General features: G+C 62.1%; 11 protein-coding genes. 7 read left to right on the top strand and 4 right to left on the bottom strand.

The window, feature by feature from the left end:
* Positions 1–33: 33 nt before the first annotated feature.
* The 3 genes from hrpA to ACP7D4_RS25360 all read left to right on the top strand — a co-directional run bounded on the left by hrpA (position 34) and on the right by ACP7D4_RS25360 (position 8,334).
* On the top strand, positions 34–4,326 hold the full coding sequence (gene hrpA, locus ACP7D4_RS25370; RefSeq protein ID WP_426212051.1) for an ATP-dependent RNA helicase HrpA: 4,293 nt from the start codon (positions 34–36) through the stop codon (positions 4,324–4,326).
* Between the two features lie 560 nt (positions 4,327–4,886).
* On the top strand, positions 4,887–6,062 hold the full coding sequence (locus ACP7D4_RS25365) for an extracellular catalytic domain type 1 short-chain-length polyhydroxyalkanoate depolymerase (RefSeq protein ID WP_426212049.1): 1,176 nt from the start codon (positions 4,887–4,889) through the stop codon (positions 6,060–6,062).
* Between the two features lie 91 nt (positions 6,063–6,153).
* Positions 6,154–8,334: a hypothetical protein gene (locus tag ACP7D4_RS25360; protein WP_426212047.1), complete on the top strand. Its 2,181-nt coding sequence runs from the start codon at positions 6,154–6,156 to the stop codon at positions 8,332–8,334.
* 235 nt (positions 8,335–8,569) lie between these two features.
* On the opposite strand, the gene ACP7D4_RS25355 is transcribed toward ACP7D4_RS25360, so the two are convergent.
* A complete protein-coding gene (locus ACP7D4_RS25355) occupies positions 8,570–8,995 on the bottom strand; it encodes a hypothetical protein (protein ID WP_426107532.1) in 426 nt (141 codons plus the stop codon).
* Positions 8,996–9,212: 217 nt separating this feature from the next.
* On the opposite strand from ACP7D4_RS25355, the gene ACP7D4_RS25350 reads away from it, so the two are divergent.
* Together ACP7D4_RS25350 and ACP7D4_RS25345 are read left to right on the top strand one after the other, a co-directional pair.
* Positions 9,213–11,348 (top strand): M36 family metallopeptidase, encoded by a 2,136-nt coding sequence (locus tag ACP7D4_RS25350; RefSeq protein ID WP_426212045.1) that lies wholly within the window; start codon positions 9,213–9,215, stop codon positions 11,346–11,348.
* 204 nt (positions 11,349–11,552) lie between these two features.
* On the top strand, positions 11,553–11,801 hold the full coding sequence (locus ACP7D4_RS25345; RefSeq protein WP_426107534.1) for a DUF3297 family protein: 249 nt from the start codon (positions 11,553–11,555) through the stop codon (positions 11,799–11,801).
* Positions 11,802–11,830: 29 nt separating this feature from the next.
* Here ACP7D4_RS25345 and ACP7D4_RS25340 read toward each other — a convergent pair whose 3' ends face one another.
* The 3 genes from ACP7D4_RS25340 to ACP7D4_RS25330 all read right to left on the bottom strand — a co-directional run bounded on the left by ACP7D4_RS25340 (position 11,831) and on the right by ACP7D4_RS25330 (position 14,768).
* On the bottom strand, positions 11,831–12,541 hold the full coding sequence (locus ACP7D4_RS25340; protein WP_426212043.1) for a hypothetical protein: 711 nt from the start codon (positions 12,539–12,541) through the stop codon (positions 11,831–11,833).
* Between the two features lie 117 nt (positions 12,542–12,658).
* Positions 12,659–13,918 (bottom strand): hypothetical protein, encoded by a 1,260-nt coding sequence (locus ACP7D4_RS25335; protein ID WP_426107536.1) that lies wholly within the window; start codon positions 13,916–13,918, stop codon positions 12,659–12,661.
* A 7-nt stretch (positions 13,919–13,925) separates the two neighbouring features.
* Positions 13,926–14,768 carry a creatininase family protein gene (locus tag ACP7D4_RS25330; RefSeq protein ID WP_426212041.1) on the bottom strand — a complete coding sequence of 281 codons (843 nt, stop codon included), beginning with the start codon at positions 14,766–14,768 and terminating at the stop codon, positions 13,926–13,928.
* 343 nt (positions 14,769–15,111) lie between these two features.
* On the opposite strand from ACP7D4_RS25330, the gene ACP7D4_RS25325 reads away from it, so the two are divergent.
* Both ACP7D4_RS25325 and ACP7D4_RS25320 read left to right on the top strand, forming a co-directional pair.
* Positions 15,112–15,648, top strand: coding sequence for a GNAT family N-acetyltransferase (locus tag ACP7D4_RS25325; protein WP_426107550.1), 537 nt, complete (start codon positions 15,112–15,114; stop codon positions 15,646–15,648).
* Positions 15,649–16,014: 366 nt separating this feature from the next.
* Positions 16,015–16,458, top strand: a complete 444-nt coding sequence (locus tag ACP7D4_RS25320) for a hypothetical protein (protein ID WP_426212039.1) — start codon at positions 16,015–16,017, stop codon at positions 16,456–16,458.
* Positions 16,459–16,733 lie beyond the last annotated feature (275 nt).

The following is a 16,733-nucleotide window of genomic DNA, read 5'->3' as shown; positions in this document are numbered from 1 at the left end:
CGCGACTTGCGCACCAAATACGTGTAAAAAACAATGTCAGAACAGAGCAAGAAGCCGTCCGTCCCCGCTGCGCCGCCAAAAGTGGAGGGCGACGGCCACCGGCAGGGCAAGCCAAGGCCGCGCCGCGACGCCCAGCCGACCGGCCCAAGGTCGCCACGCGACGCCCAGCCAACCGGGCAAAGGCCGCCACGCGACGCCCAGCCAGCCGGGCAAAGGCCGCCACGCGACGCCCAGCCAGCCACCCCCCGTTCGCCACGCGACGCCCAGGCAACCGGCCCAAGGCCGCCACGCCCGCCACGCCCGCCCGCAGAGGGTAGGGCGGATTTCGCTTCGGGCTCGGCGCCCCCGGCAAGCGGCCAGGCTGCGCCTGCCGCTCAAAACGGTGCCAGTGCACGCCTCCCGCGCGGCGTGGACCCGGAATCCCCAGGCCAGCCGCCCGTATGCCCCGCGCGATCGGACCGCCCCCCGCGCGAAGTGTTCCGCACCCCGCTGCCCCCGATCACCTTCCCCGAAGACTTGCCCGTTTCGGGCAGGCGCGCCGACATCGCCCGCGCAATCCTGGAAAACCAGGTCATCATCGTCTCGGGCGAAACCGGCTCGGGCAAGACCACCCAGCTACCCAAGATCTGCCTGGAGCTGGGGCGGGGACAAAAAGCGCTGATCGGCCACACCCAGCCGCGCCGCATCGCCGCCTCGTCGACGGCCAAGCGCATCGCCCAGGAACTCGGTTCGCCGCTGGGCGAACACGTGGGCTTCAAGGTGCGCTTTACCGACACGCTCAAACCGGGCGCCTCGGTCAAGCTGATGACCGACGGTATCCTGCTGGCCGAAACGCAGACCGATCCGATGCTGCGCAACTACGACACCATCATCATCGATGAAGCGCACGAGCGCAGCCTGAACATCGACTTTTTGCTCGGCTACCTCAAGCAGCTGCTGCCGCGCCGGCCCGACCTGAAAGTAATCATCACCTCGGCCACCATCGACGCCGACCGCTTCGCGCGCCACTTCGCCCACAACGGCAAGCTGGCGCCCGTGATCGAAGTATCGGGCCGCCTGTACAAGGTGGAAGTGCGCTACCGCCCGGTGGACCGCGATCCGGTTGCCACCGGCGCGCCGGACAGCGGCAAACCCATGCCCAAGGCCCAGGCCGCGCGCGACAAGCGCGACCTGATGGACGCCGTGGTCGAGGGCGTGGACGAATTGTGCCGCCTCGGTTCCGGCGACGTGCTGGTGTTTTTGCCGGGCGAGCGCGAAATTCGCGACTGCGCCGAAGCGCTGCGCAAGCACCATCCGCCGCATGTGGAAATTTTGCCGCTGTTCGCCCGCCTGTCGGTCGAAGAGCAGGAGCGCGTCTTCAAGATCAGCAATGCGCGCCGCGTGGTGCTGGCCACCAACGTGGCCGAAACCTCGCTGACGGTGCCGGGCATCCGCTACGTGGTCGACGCGGGCCTGGCGCGCGTGAAGCGCTACAGTTTCCGCAACAAGGTCGAGCAGCTGCAGGTCGAACCCATCGCCCAGTCGGCCGCCAACCAGCGCGCCGGGCGCTGCGGACGCGTGGCCGACGGCGTGTGCATCCGCCTGTATGAAGAAGACGACTTCAACCAGCGCCCCAAATTTACCGAGCCCGAAATTTTGCGCTCGTCGCTGGCGGCCGTCATCTTGCGCATGAAGTCCCTGCACCTGACGGACGTGGAGACCTTCCCCTTCATCGAGCCGCCGCAGGGCCGCGCGATCGCCGACGGCTACCAGCTGCTGCAGGAAGTGGGCGCGGTCGACGACAACAATGACCTGACGCCGCTCGGCCACAAGCTGGCCAAACTGCCGCTCGACCCGCGCGTGGGCCGCATGATTTTGGCCGCGCTGGACAATGCCTGCCTGACCGAGATGCTGATCGTGGCTTCCGCACTGTCGGTGCAAGACCCGCGCGACCGGCCCATGGAGCATCAACAGGCGGCCGACGAGGCGCATAAAAAATTCGCCGACGAAAAATCCGAATTCCTCACCTATATCAAGATCTGGCGCTGGTTTGAAGACGCCATCGGCCACAAGAAAACCAACCGCCAGCTGCAGGAAACCTGCCGCACCAATTTCCTGAACCAAGTGCGATTGCGCGAGTGGCGCGACGTGCATTCGCAGTTGCTCACCATCGTCAAGGAGCAGGGCTGGCGCATGAACGAGCTGCCGGCCACCTACGAAAACCTGCATACGGCGCTCCTCACGGGCCTGCTGGGGAACATTGGCTTCAAGGCCGACGACGAACCGGGCGCCGGCTACCTGGGCGCACGCGGCATTCGCTTTCACATTTGGCCGGGCAGTTCGCTGCTCAAAAAGCCGGGCAAGTGGATCATGGCGGCCGAACTGGTCGACACCACGCGCCTGTACGCGCGCTGCGTGGCGCAGATCGCTCCGGAGTGGATCGAGCGCGTGGGCGCGCACCTGCTGAAAAAATCCTGGGGCGAGCCGCGCTGGGAAAAGCATGCTTCGCAAGTTACCGCGTCCGAGCGCGCTACGCTGCACGGCATCGTCATCTACAGCCAACGCCGCATCAACTACGGGCAGTTCAATCCGCAGGAGGCGCGCGAGATCTTCATTCGCGACGCGTTAGTCGGCGGCGACTTCAATACGCGCGCGCCGTTTTTTGCGCACAACCACAAGCTGGTCAAGGAAATTGAAAACCTTGAGCACAAGTCGCGCCGGCTCGACGTGCTGGTGGACGACCAGCTGATCGCCGCCTTTTACGATCAGCTCATCCCGGCCGACGTGGTCAACGGCGCCGGCTTTGAAAAGTGGCACAAGGACGCGACCTACAGCGAGCCCAAACTGCTGTTTTTGAACCGCGAAGAATTGATGCGGCACGAAGCGGCCGGCGTGACCACGGAGCTGTTCCCCAAGCTGATGTCGGTGACCGGCATCGAAATGGGATTGACCTACCACTTCGAGCCGGGCAGCCTGCGCGATGGCGTGACGCTTGCCGTGCCCCTGTTTGCGCTCAACCAGATGCCGCGCGAGCGCGTGGAGTGGCTGGTGCCGGGCATGCTGAAGGAAAAAGTGCACCTGCTATTAAAATCGCTGCCGCAAAAACTGCGCCGGCATTGCGTGCCGCTGCCGGACTACGCGGCCAAGTTTTGCGAACGCATGCACGAGAAGGGCCAGTTCGGGCGCGGCGACTTGATCGACGCGATCATCGCCGACATCCGCGCCCAGACCAGCCTGACGGTGCTGACCACCGACTTCAAGGCCGAAACGCTGCCGGCGCACCACTTCATGAACTTCAAGGTCATCGACGAGCACGGCCGCCAGCTCGACATGGGCCGCAACCTGGCCACGCTGCAGGCCGAATTTGGCGGCCAGGCGCGCGAGAGTTTTCAAAAGCTGGCCGAGGTCTCGGTGCCGGCCAATACGGTGCCTGCCGCAAGCCGGGGCAAGGCGTCGGCGGCCAGCGCGGCGCCGGTCACCGCGCCCAACGTCAGCCAGCATATCGGCCTGACCGGCTGGACCTTCGGCGAACTGCCGGAGCTGCTCGAAATCGTGCAGGGCAAGCTGACCTTGATTGGTTTTCCGGCGCTGGTCGACAAGGGGTCCCATTGCGACCTGGAAGTATTCGACGACCCGACGGTGGCCGCGCGCACGCACCGGGTGGGCTTGCGGCGCCTGTTTGCGCTGCAGTTCAAGGAGCAGCTCAAGTTCGTCGAGAAAAATATTCCGGGTTTGCAGCAGATGGGCATGCAGTTCATGGCGATGGGTTCGCAAGAAGAGCTGCGCGACCAGATCATCCAGAAGGCGATCGATATCGCCTGCCTGCAAGACCCGCTGCCGACGGACGCGGCTTCGTTCAATCAGCGCAAGGACGAGGGCAAGGCGCGCTTGACCTTGCTGGTGAACGAGATTGCGCGCTTGGTGGGGCAGGTGCTGACCGAGTTCCATGGCTTGCCCAAGAAGCTGCAGGGCGTCAATTTGCAAGCGGCGGCGGACATGCAGGCGCAGTTGCAGGGCTTGGTGAACAAGCGCTTCTTGCTCGATAACGAGTATGCACAGATCGCGCATTTCCCGCGCTACCTGAAGGCGATCAATGTCCGCATCGAAAAGCTGCGCGGCGACCCGGCGCGCGACGCCAAGCTGATGGCGGAGTGGACGCAGTCGGCCAGCCATTTCATGCGCGCTGCGCGCGAACGCATGGCGGGCAAGAATACCGATCCGAAGATGGTGGAGTTCAGGTGGATGCTGGAAGAGTTGCGCGTCTCCTTGTTTGCGCAGGAGCTCAGAACGCCGATGCCGGTGTCGGGCAAGCGCTTGCAGAAGGTGTGGGAGTCGATGCAGCGGTAATCGGTGCGGCCCGCTTGCCCAAACCGTACAACCTTTGCATAAATTGAATTGGCCTATGCGTGTTCGGGTATGGTTTCAGCACACCTGCTCATCAAAAGCGCCGCCTTGCGCGTTTAAGTGCGTCGAAATTTTGGATTTTGCCGGCGTCGGCTGCGGAATCGCCAAAAGCCTGAAAATTTTGATTTATCTACAGATGCGTAGGGCGGAAAAGCGCAGCGCATTCCGCCATGTTCGCGCCACGTTGACGCATGCATGGCGGAATGCGCTGCGCTTTTCCGCCCTACGTTATTATTGATGTCGGCTCAATGCGTAGCACCAATCGTGTCATCACCATCACCACCGCGTGAAGAGTGTTGCTTTATTGATGAGTTGCAAAATATAAGCGTGATAGCGCACAGAGCAGGGCTTGCCTTCGGGATATTCTTATAAAAAAACCCGGAGACATTCATCATGATGTTCGTAACTTCCCGCTGCAACAACGCCGGCCCGCTGGGCAAGCCCATTCGCACCCGTTCCTTTGTTGCTTCGCTATTCGGGCGTCTTGCCGTTTCCAGGCTGCGATGGTAAAAAAATCTGCCAATCCCTGGCTGCGCGGCCTGCTGCGCGCCGGGAAACAGCAGCAGCGCACGGTCAGCCGGGCGCTGAGCGCATTGCTTGCCGTTCCCAAGCCTGCGCCAAAGGCCAAGGCCAAGGCCATACCCAAACCTAAACCTAAACCTACACCAAAACCCAAGAGCGCGCCTGCCAAAAAAGCCGCACCCGCCCGTCCCAAAGCCGCGCCTGCGCGCCCCACCCGAACGGCGCTTGATCCAGTCGCGCCGGCCAGCGGAAAATGGCTCGCATCGCACTATACGGGCCAGCCCGACCACGGGGCCGGCGCCATGCGCCGCATGAGTTACTGGCTGTACATTCCCGACACCCCGCCGGCGCGCACCGGACTGCCGCTCGTTGTCATGCTGCATGGCTGCGACCAGAGCGCGACCCTGTTCGCGCAAGGCACGCGGATGAACCACTGGGCCGAGAAACAAGGCTATGCGGTGCTCTACCCGCAGCAGTCGGTCAGCGCGCACCCCCATCGCTGCTGGAAATGGTATGACCGCGCCACCCAGCACGGCGGCGGCGATGTCAGCCTGATCGTGGGCATCGTCAACAAAGTGGCCGGTACCTACCCGATCGACCGCGCACGCATCTATATCTGCGGCATTTCGGCCGGCGCAGGCATGGCCAATATTGTCGCGCTCAACCATCCGGACCTGTTCGCCGCGCTGGGCATGCATTCGGGCCCGCTGTTTGGCGCCGGGCACAGCACGGTCGGCGCGCTCGGTGTCATGCAGCACGGCGCCAGCAGCCGGGTCGACAGCGCGATTGCCGAAGTGCTGTTCAAGCGGCCCGGTTTCCCGCCCTTGCCGACCATCCTGTTCCAGGGTGAAGAAGACACCGTGGTGCGGCCCGTCAACCAGGCGCAATTGACGCGCCAGGCGATGCTGCTGAACCGCTTGCCGCACGGCAGCCCGGTCGACATGTCATCCAAAGTGGGCACCAAAAGTTCCCATCCGTATCGCGTGCATGACGTCTACAGCGATCGCAGGCTGATGTTGCGCGTGGCGCAAATTGCCGAACTCAAACATGCATGGAGCGGCGGCGATGAACGGCTCTCCTACAATTCAGGCGCCGGGCCGGACGCCAGCAAAATGCTGCTTGATTTCTTTTCCAAACACCGGCGCAGCATCGGCTAGCGGCGGCGCTTGCCGCTTGATCCGCGATAAGCGGCCTCATCAAACGCTGTTCCACACTGTTCTCCTTCATTCATCAGACGGAGCAGCGAACATGGATATCATTGAGCAACAAGCGGGCACGCCGCAAGCGCCTGACGCCAGCGAAAAGCAGCGCGTACCGGTCGAGCGGGCCAAGTTTCGGGCGTTGGTGCTGTCCAACCCCAACTATTTTGGCAACGTGGCGGCCAGCCCCTTTCCGCCGGTCGTCAATATCGCGCTTAACACCACGTACGAAGAAATTGGCTGCGTGGGTTTCCAGCCCCAGTTCAACCGGCTTGACGCCGTCGTCTACGTCAACCAGCCCAGCGGTTATGGCGGCGGCGTCTGTTCGGCCGGCACCCGGGAGTACGTGCGCTTTTACCTGTCGGGCGACAACGGCGCAACTTGGCAGGATGCGGGCTTGACCAGTTTTTCAGCCTACGATATTCCGGCCGGGACGGTGGGCGCGCGCCGCCTCGAATACGCGGTCACGCTGCAAGTTTATCCCTCCAAGCGCCTGTGCTTCATCCACAATATTTATTTGGTGCGCGCAATCTTGTCGTGGAATGTGCCGCCACCGCCGAATGCGCCAAACTTCACCCCGGTATGGGGCGACGTGCACAATACCCATATTGCAATCGATCCGCTGCGCGTGATTTTCATCGACGAGCTGCTCAAGCAAGCGCAAGCCAAGCTGCCGGCGCCGCTGGCGCAAGTGATCGACCCGGCCCAGGCGCTGGCGCTGGCCGAACCCAAGCAGCTGGACGCTGCCGCCTTGCAGGCGCTGTACAAGGGCATGGACGTGGAACCGCACCGCTATGCGCTGGCCGAACTGCAGCAACTGATCAGCGAGCCGGCGCTGACCGACGAGCTGATGGCGTCCGGCTTCACGGGCGTGCTGCAACAGCTGGGCATCAACCTGGGCGAGCTGGCCGACGTGCTCTATCCCGTCGACGGCAGCACCCGCTACGAAGAACTCGAATGCATCGGGCTCAACCCCAACCAGGACGCGCTGGTGGGCGTTATCCGCGTCAAGCTGCCCAATGGCTACTCGGGCGGCCCGTGCACCGCCGGCAGCCGCGAGTATGTGGCGTTCTGGGGCGACTTTGACGGCAACGGCAGCTTTGAGACGTATCTGGGCACCACCTCGGTCACGGTGCACGACTTCAATCCCCTCCCGCGCGAGGGGCTGGAATATTCGGTGTTTCTGCCGGTTAAGCTGGACCAATACCGCCGACCTTGCCAGAGGGGCGCGGTGGTGGTGCGCATTCGCGCCATCATGTCGTGGCAGGTGGCGCCGCCGCCCACCAATCCGAATTACGTGCCGGTATGGGGCAACCGCGAACAGACGTTGATTCACATCCGTCCGGGCCGCGTCATTTCCGGCCACCCGCCCGTGATCGAAACCGTGGGCAGCATGGCGGTGACGGACATCAATGGCGCCGGCTACGCCAACGGGCCGGCGCAACTGGCGGGCTTTACGGCCAAGCAAAGCCCGTTCGGCGGCGAAGTCATCATCACCGGGCACCTGGCCAACCCGGCCGACATCAGCGCCGGCGCCACGCCGCTGCGCTACCGCGTGATCGTCAATGATGGCAGCGGCGACCAGGTGCTCAACAATCCTTTTGCCATCGCGCGCACCCAATTGCTCGACGGCGTGTGGAGCTTTTTGCCAAGCATCACGCAGGCGGTGGATGCGGCCAATTACTACACTTATCGGGAGGACTTGAGCGGCGCGCTTGGCAATGCCGAAATTTTCGTCGCCGGCAACGTGCTGGCGCGCTGGCAGACGGCAGGCAAGATCGGCACCTGGACCATTCGCATTGAAGTGCGCGACGCGGCCGACGTGCTCTATACGGGCAACACCGTCACCGTCAGGCTCGATAACGCCGCGCCGCAAATTCCGGCCGGCAGTTTCAAGATCACCACCGGTGGCGGCAGCTGCGCCGATTTTGTCGTCGGCGATATTATCGAGGGCACTTACCAGGTGACGGACGAACATTTCGGCGCGCTCAGTTTCGCCGTGTTGCCGCCCAGCGGCGGGGTGTTTACGGCGCCGGTGCCGTTGCCGCGCACCTATCCAACGGTGCCCACCTCGGGCGAATCGGGCCTCTGGCGGCTTGATACGACCGGCATGCCCAAGTGCGGGTATGTGATCCGGCTGTCGGCGAGCGACAGGACGATCGTCAATAGCGGGTATGTGGGGTATGGCAATGAGGCGTTCGTGGGCTTGTGCCTGAAGGCGCCGGGCTAGTGTCCTGAGTTGAAAGTTCGTTGCTTATAAATGTTCCGAAATCGCCGAGAGACAAGGAACAAAAGCGGAGCAAGGCCGAGGCCTTGCGAGCATTTTTGACGCAGTATCGCGGCGATTCTCGGGATATTTATTCAACGAACTTACAACTCAGGACACTAGGTTTGACCGCCCCTGCAGTGTCCTCGTTCAGGCGCGCGAGGACAAGGCAGGGGACCCGGATGCCCTATCCTTGCACTTATTGTTCGGGCCGCACCACCAGCTTGTTGATCTTCGCGCCCTTGTTGAAATCGATGTCGACCAGCAGCGCGTGGCCTTTGCACGGCACTCGGTACACATACTGCCGGTCTTCGCCCTTGGTCGTGCGGCGCAGCAGTTCCAGCGCAGGCGCAGGCCCGCACGGCGCCAGCATGGCACTGGTGGCCTGCAACTGCGCGCCCGACATCGCCGCGCGCGCATTCCCGGTCATCTGCTCAGTTGCAAGCACGCCGTGACCGGCGCGCCCAAGGAAGGTGCTCACTTGCTGCGCCACGTCCGGTTCCGCGTCTTCAATCGCCGCCAATGCCTGCATTGCAGGCGCCGGGGCCGGCGCTCGCGCCTGGGCGCACGCTGCCAGCGCCAGGCAGGCCAGGCACGCCATCAAGCCCGCATAAATAGGTCGCATCGTTGTTCTCCTGTTGTCGCAGACGAAAAAACAATCGTATCCGATTCGATCCCATGCTCGCCTGGAATGTCTAAATTGAGTCGTTCAAGGTCTGTTTTGTCCAAAACAGTCTGGTTTGCAAAGTAGCAGAAAAATCGTGTTTATACTCGCCAATCGAACCTAAGCGGTCTCGACCTTCCGGAAATATCGATTGTTTTTTGACAGGAGATTTACCAGCATGCGCCTTCTCTCGCGTTCCATTCTCGCTTCCATGATCGTTCTCGCCTACGCCGCACCTGCGCTGGCGGCAGTGCACGTCGTCGACAACCTCAGCGTCTATACCAACACCCGCGCCGACTCGCCGCAAAATGTGCTGCGCCTGAACGCGGCCCGCTTCGGCCTGCCTGCGTCGCTTGAGAACCTGGTGCTGGTCAAGGTCCAGGAATCGCTGACCGGCAAGCACTACACCTACCAGCAAATGCTGCGCGGCCTGCCGGTCGAGCATGCTGAAGTCATCGTTTCCATCGGCCACAACGGCCAGCTGCTGAAAATTTTCAACGAAACTAAACACGTTTCGGCCAGCGTCGACGCCAAGGCCGTCAACCAGCTGTACAACCAGGCGCAGATCACCGAAGACCAGGCGCTCGACCGCGGCTGGGCCAACATGAAAGTGCAGCACAAGCTGGTCAGCGTGCCCAAGGGCGAGCTGGTCTGGGTGGCGGTCAAGGATGGCGTGCAGCTGGCGCGCAAGGTCACTATCCAGGCCGAGATGCCGACCGGCGGCTTTGTGCAGTACCTGAACGCGCATGACGGCGCGCTGATCGATTCGTACTCGACATCGCTGCCGCGCACCAACAAGGGTGGCGAGCGCAGTATCGCCGCACGCAACGCGGCGCCGGGCCAGACGCTCGAGCGCCACAGCACCACGGCGCTGGCCAAGGCCGAAGGCAAGCAGGCACCGGCCAGCGCCCCGGCGCAGACCATGGCCGCAGCGACGGTGGCTTCCGGCGTCAACGGTTCGGGCCTGGTGTTCGATCCGGATCCGCGCACCAAGCTCGGTACCGATGCGCTGACCGACACCTCGGCCGCCAGCGCCTTCGATGCAGCCTACGAGACCAAGCCGCTGCTCGACGTGACTGTGACGAGCGGCGTCTACAAGCTGACCGGCCCGTATGTCAACATCAAGAACATCGAAGCGCCCGCCACTGCGCCCAGCACCACCACCAACGGCGTGTGGACGGCCAAGCGCGGCAACAATGCTTTTGACGACACCAATATTTACTTCCACATCGACCAGAACCAGCGCTACATCCAGTCGCTCGGCTTTACGGGCACCAAGTCGATCATCAACCGTCCGCTCGACGTCGACAGCGACGGCGTGAACGGCGACGACAATTCGCACTACAGCGGCGGCGCGTCGGACTACCTGGCCTTCGGCCACGGCTGCGTGAACGACGGCGAAGACGCGGACGTGATCCTGCACGAATACGGCCATGGCATCCAGGCCAACATCAATTCGGGCTGGTCGGGCGGCGACACCGGCGCCATGGGCGAAGGCTTTGGCGACTACTGGGCGGCCTCGTATTCGTACAGCCGGCCGAACGGCGCGAGCTACCATCCCGAGTGGGCGTTCAGCTGGGACGGTCACGGCGCATGCTGGGGCGGCCGTCTGCTCAACCGCACCGAAACGCTGTACAACAGCACCAAGACCTATGGCGCCCACCAGTCGGTGACGGAAAACGGCGTGACGTTCCAGTCCGACGAGCTGTGGTCGGCGCCACTGTTCGAGTCCATGAAAGCCTTGCTTGCCGCCGGCAAGCCGCGTGCCAATATCGACAAGATCATTCTTGAAGCGCACTTCGGTTTGGGCAGCAACATCAAGATGCCGGCCATGGCGACGGCGATTGTCAACGCGGCCAAAAATTTGTTCCCGGCTGACCTGAGCTACGCCAACACCTTCCAGGCCAAGTTTGAAGCGCAAAAGATCCTGGGCACGGTCGTCGTCGGCCCGGCCATGAATGAAACCGAGAGCAACAATACGACGGCGACGGCGAACACGGTAACCACGGCCGGTACTGTCGTTAGCGGCAACATGGCTGCCAGCACCGATTCGGATTACTTCAAGGTCACGCTTCCGGCTGGCAAGACGCTGACGGCGAAGATGCAGCCGAATGCGACGTCCGATTACGACCTTGAGCTTTACAGCAGCGCGGGCGTAAAGCTCAGTTCGAGCACGGCCGGTACGGGCGCGCTTGACACGGTGAGCAAGGCGAATACGGGGACGACCGCGATGGTTCTGTATGCGCGCGTGTTCTACTACGTCGGCGGCACGGGCGCGACGAGCGGCAAGTACACGCTGACGACGAGCTGGTAAGGGTCGGGTTTACATGAAATGCCGTCCGCAGTAAAAGGGCGGCATTTTTTTGCCGGCGTTATTGGCAAGATCGGCAACATTCAGAACATCTACCACATCGTCCTCGCGAACGCGGGGACGACGTAGCGCCGCCGCGCCTTCTTGACTGATCCACGCGCGATCGCCCGTTGTACGGATCGCCGTTGTAGTGGATAATTAGCGCCCATGAACGATACCACCACACTCCCCCCATTGCCCGATCGCCTGGCGATCGATCCCCGTAGCCCATTTCATGACGCTGCCGCCTTCGAACGCGAAGTTGGCATCAAGTTCAACGACAAAGAGCGTCAGAACGTTGAAGAGTATTGCATCAGCGAAGGCTGGATCAAAGTGCCAGCCGGCAAAGCGGTCGATCGCCGCGGCCAGCCAATGCTGATCAAGCTCAAAGGCAAAGTCGAAGCGTTTTACAAGTAAGCGCAACCCCGCTTAACTTTCGCTCAACATCACCGCCTGGCCTCACGCACTGCCTGCCAACTGGCTGCGGTCCACGGCCTGGGTGAAAAATAATAGTGCCGGCCGGTCGTCACGGCCAGGATCGGTTCGTCACTGGCAAAGCCGATCGCCGCGCGACAGCGCGCTTGTGTAAAGCCGTGTTGCTGCGCGATGCGCTGGCGCAGCGCGTGCTGCTCGCGCCCCATGCGAAACACCATGGGGATCACTTCGTCGGCCCCGCTTTCCTGCAGCCAGTAGTCATCCAGGCACCACGAGGCGAGGGCGGTTGACGACAGCGCAATGCGCGGATCAAGCCGCGCGCACACGGCGGCAATTGTGCTCGCCAAAAAGGCACGCTGCGAGCGGCCCGCTTCAAAATCAAGCTGCACTACGTTGCGGTTGCCGGCCCCGGCGACGCGCACCAGTTCCTGCGTGATGGTGTCGATCTGCTGCCGCGATTTTGTGGGCGGGAAATGCCACGAAACGTCAACGTGCAGCACCGGCACCACGGCCGTGCCGGGCGTGAGCAGCAGCGGCGCGGTGCGGCGGCGGATCAAGGCTTGCTCGCCCCGCAGCTGGATCGACGAGGCGACGTAGGCCACGCCGATGTCTGCCGGCAGCCAGCGCAGATCTTCAGGACGCTCCCAGGCCCACAGCATCTGCGCCGGCAAGAGCGCCAGCGCGGGATGCGGCGGTGCCACCTTGACGCTGCGCGCATCCATCTTCAACCCAAACAGCAGGCACGGGATCGCGATTGGTAAAAGAAGGAAACGTTGCATTCGGCGACAGCAGTGTGGGTCTGGAAGGCAACATACACTGACCTTGCCGTTTCTGCAACGCTAACGCATGTTTCCCGTGTGCCCCAGCGAGTAGCGCCCCGGTTGCGGCCACACCGTCAAGCCATGCGGCTCGCCGCCCACCTTGATCTGGTTGTAGGCGCCGTTACCGGTGTCGATGCGGTACACCACGTCGTCATACCGGCCCGACAGCCAGAGCCACTTGCCGTCCACGCTGACGTTGCCCATGTCCGGACTGCCGCCGCCCGGTACCGGCCACTGCGCGGTGATCTTGCGAGTGGCGAAGTCGATGACCGAAACGCCTCCCGGACCCTTGCGCGCGCCGTGGATGCGGTGCGTGCCGCGAAAGCTCACGTACAGGCTCTTGCCGTCGCGGCTCGGGTACAGACCGTGGGTTCCCGGCCCGGTGGTGATGAAGTCAATCTCCTCGAACTTGTCGCCGTCGACCACGTGCACGCCGTCGGCGCTCATGTCGGCGATGTAGAACAGCTTGCCGTCAGGGGACACGCGTATATCTTGCGGCATGCCTTTTTTGGTCGTGCAAATCTCGGTGCTGGACGGGTCGAATGCCTTGCGCGACTCCTTGAAGCGGGTGCGCGGCATTGCCAGTTTCAGGTAGCCGACCACCTTTTTGTTGACCAGGTCGATCTTGGCCAGGCTGCCGTTAAATTCGCAGGTAAACAGTACGAAGCGGCCGTCGATGGTGAAGTCGGCGTGGTTGATGCCGCCGCATTCGGTCTGGATGGAATACTGCATCTTCATCGTCACCGGATCGCGAAAGTCCAGCCGCTTGCGCGCTTCGGCCACCACGATGGCCGATTTGCCGTCCGGCGTGTAGTACATATTGTAAGGGTCGTCGACCGGCACGGCCTGTCCCGGCTTTCCGGTAACCGGATCGATCGGGGTCAGGCTGCCGTCTTCGTGGCGTTCCGAATTGTTGGCCACCCACAGCGTCTGCAAGTCCCACGATGGCACCACGTGCTGGGGCGCGGTGCCGACCTTGAATTTGTCGACCACTTTCATCAACGCCGGGTCGATCACATACACGTCGTTGCTGCGCAGGTTGGGCACGTAGATGCGCGCGAGTTGACCGCGCACGCTGTGGCTTAGCGCATGCGCGCCGGTTTCGCTGTACAGGTTGGACGGATCGCGTACGGGTGGCATGCCGCTGACGGCTGCCACCTTTGACGCAACCGGCTTGCCGGGCGCGCCGGCATAGTGCGTCATTTTGTAGGCGATGGCGCCTGCCGCGGCAAGGCCGATGGCAACGACGGGGATGACGAGTTTTCGGGGGAAGGACATAAACGGTTTAGTTAATTTTAGGTGAGGGGGCGGCTCGGCGCGTCAACTGCGCAATGCCGGCCACGGAAGTCTGGATAATCTGAGCGGCGCCGCTCTGGCCAAGCGCGGCGCTGGCGCGGCGCGGGTCGCCCTGCATGCCATCGGCGGCGCCGGGCTGGGGCGCGTGGGCCATGCCATCGGCGCGTACCGCTGCCGGTACGGTGGCCAGCGTGAGCGCGGTGTCGGCCAGGCCTGCATGGGTGCCGATTTCAGCCAGGCTGTAGCCGCGGCTTTTCAGCGCGGCGACGATCGGCGCCTGGCTGGCCTGGTAATAGCCGCTGTAGGCGTGGACCCGGCATGCGGGGTCGCGCGCCCACTCCCTGGCCAGGCGCTCGGCCACGTGCTGCAGGTTCTTCTGGTAGCCGCCATGGTCGCCCAGGAAGACGACATCGCGAAAGCCGTGCTGCTTGAAACTGCGCGCAGTGGCGTCCAGCATCGACTCAAAGGCAACGTCGGGAATCGATATGGTGCCGACAAAATGCATGTGGGCGGTCGGCGGCGAGATCGCGCCTTCGGGCACATAGGCAATGACGGGCGCGACCAGCGCATTGCCCAGTCCCTGCGCGATGGCGGTGGCAAAATACTTGACCCGTGCATTGTGCTTGCCGAGCGTTATGTAGGGCCCGTTTTGCTCGGTACCGCCGATGGGAATGAGAATGGTGGTGGAACCGGCGGCAATGCGCGCGCGCACTTCGGGCGAAGTGAGCTCTTCGATCTGGTTGGTGGCGGGCGCCGCAGCAAAGGCGGCCCCATGCCACCCGATCGGACCGAGGGCGAGCACGATGATGGTGAGCGTCCGGACGGACTGCATAATTGCCTAAAAAATGACTTCGATGGCTGGCGCCGGAATGGCCGAGTTTACCGGGTTTGGCTTAACCTGGGCTGAAAGCGCTTATCTTACGCGTTGGGCAGTGCGAAATAAATGAATTCGTTGAAAGCGGCTACCTCACGGCAACTGGCGCATTGGCCTGGTGCGCTTTTACGACGCCATCGCGGGTTGCAACTTGGTAACACGTCCAATCGACGCTCGGGCCGGCATCCGTCACTCAGCAGTTCCAGGTCCGGCGTGCCATCGACGCCGGTTTGCGTAGGCACGGGCGAGAGAGGTTTGCTACGTGGCACAATCGCAAATTTGACATGAAAGTTTTGCCGTGATGCTACGTTCCGCCAACTTCGTATTTCGCCCACTTGCGCCTGCTGACGCGCCGAGCTTTGTCGATGCCGTGCGGGAGTCGGTCGCATCCCTCGGGCCGTGGATGCCATGGGCTCACGCGCAGTATTCAACGACCGAAGCGCTTTCGTGGATCGACTGGTGCCAGCAAGGCTGGGACGAGCGCAGCAACTTTGAGTTCGGCATCTTTGACGGCGTGTCGGGCGCGTTTGTCGGCGGGTGCGGACTGAACCAGTTCAACCAGGTCCACGGCTACTCCAACCTGGGTTACTGGGTTCGCCAATCGAACCAGCGCCGTGGCGCCGCGACCGAGGCGATTGGCGCGCTGTCTGACTTCGCTTTCCTTCAACTGCCCTTGGGCCGCGTCGAAATCGTGGTCGGGGTAGGCAATACGCCCAGCCTGGGTGCGGCGCGAAAGGCGGGGGCAGTCGAGGAAGGCGTCGCGCGCAACCGGTTGAAGCTGAGGGACATCTTTATCGATGCCCACATGCTCTCGCTTGTGGCGCCAGCGGGTAGCTGAGTATCAACTACAGCTGTGCGACGACTGTTTAATTGCTGAGCTTGGTTCTAGGGGGCGCATCGCGTCTGCCATATCCTCCCTCTCTAATTCGCTCTAATATGTCCTAATCCGTACTAAAGTTCACCTTAAACGATCTAAAGCCCATCTAATTCGTACTAAACCGGATCTAAAACAGCCTAATCCCGAACTAAAAGGAACTATTCATGGATCGTATGTCTAACTTTTATGTTGAACTAATTTTGAGTGCGAATTAGATCTGTTTTAGGGCGATCTAGATCATTTTATATTGAATTAGATCAGGATTAGGAGCGTTAAGATTGGTTTTAGTGCGAATTGGATCGGATTAGTGCGAAAGAGAGCGTACCCATGAATCGAAGACCACCTCACCCCCAGATGGACTTAACAGTTACTCTTGAAACATACACAAAGCTGTGCGCGGCCTCAGCGGATACCGGTTACCAAAAAGAAATCTGGGAAATCGCTGCGGAGGCAATCCGCGACTGGCTGGCGCGCAACGCGCCCGAAAGCTTTGGCATGCCAAAGACAGCGGGTTTTCAGTGGAAAGACGTGTTCCTGCCTAAGGGGACTGTCCTGCGAACCATTGCTCAAGGCAAGAATTATCACTGCGTCGTCGATGGCGACCATTTGCTGTACGAAGGGCGGCAGATATCGCCGAGCGGATTCGCCAACGGCTTTGGCGGCGCAGGGCGCAACGCGTGGAAAGTCATTTGGCTGCTGCTACCCGATTCGACCACATGGAAGCTCGCCCACACGCTACGCCACGCAAAACCGCGCCGCACGAGCCGCTGAGCAATTGCTGCGCGGGTTCTCGCCATTAGCCTGAATGTTTCATAAACTGCCACTGCGTGTCCGGCTGGCCGAAGCAGTGCCTCATCGGCAGCAATTTCAATGTTGCGAGCAATAGCTCCCCTACCCATTTAAACGGGACATTAATGAAGCTGCATAGGGTTGATGTTTGGCGGCGGGGTGGTCAGTTCTCGGCAGACCGGACGTGACTTACTCAGGACGAGTTAAATGACCTGGCCGGTGTCGGCAGATACAGTCGCTCGGTCAACGTGTGCAGC

The organism is Massilia sp. TWP1-3-3 (genome assembly GCF_049897805.1).
In the GTDB taxonomy this organism is placed as follows: Bacteria; Pseudomonadota; Gammaproteobacteria; order Burkholderiales; family Burkholderiaceae_D; genus Telluria_A.
This window is presented reverse-complemented; position numbering and strand designations above follow the sequence as displayed.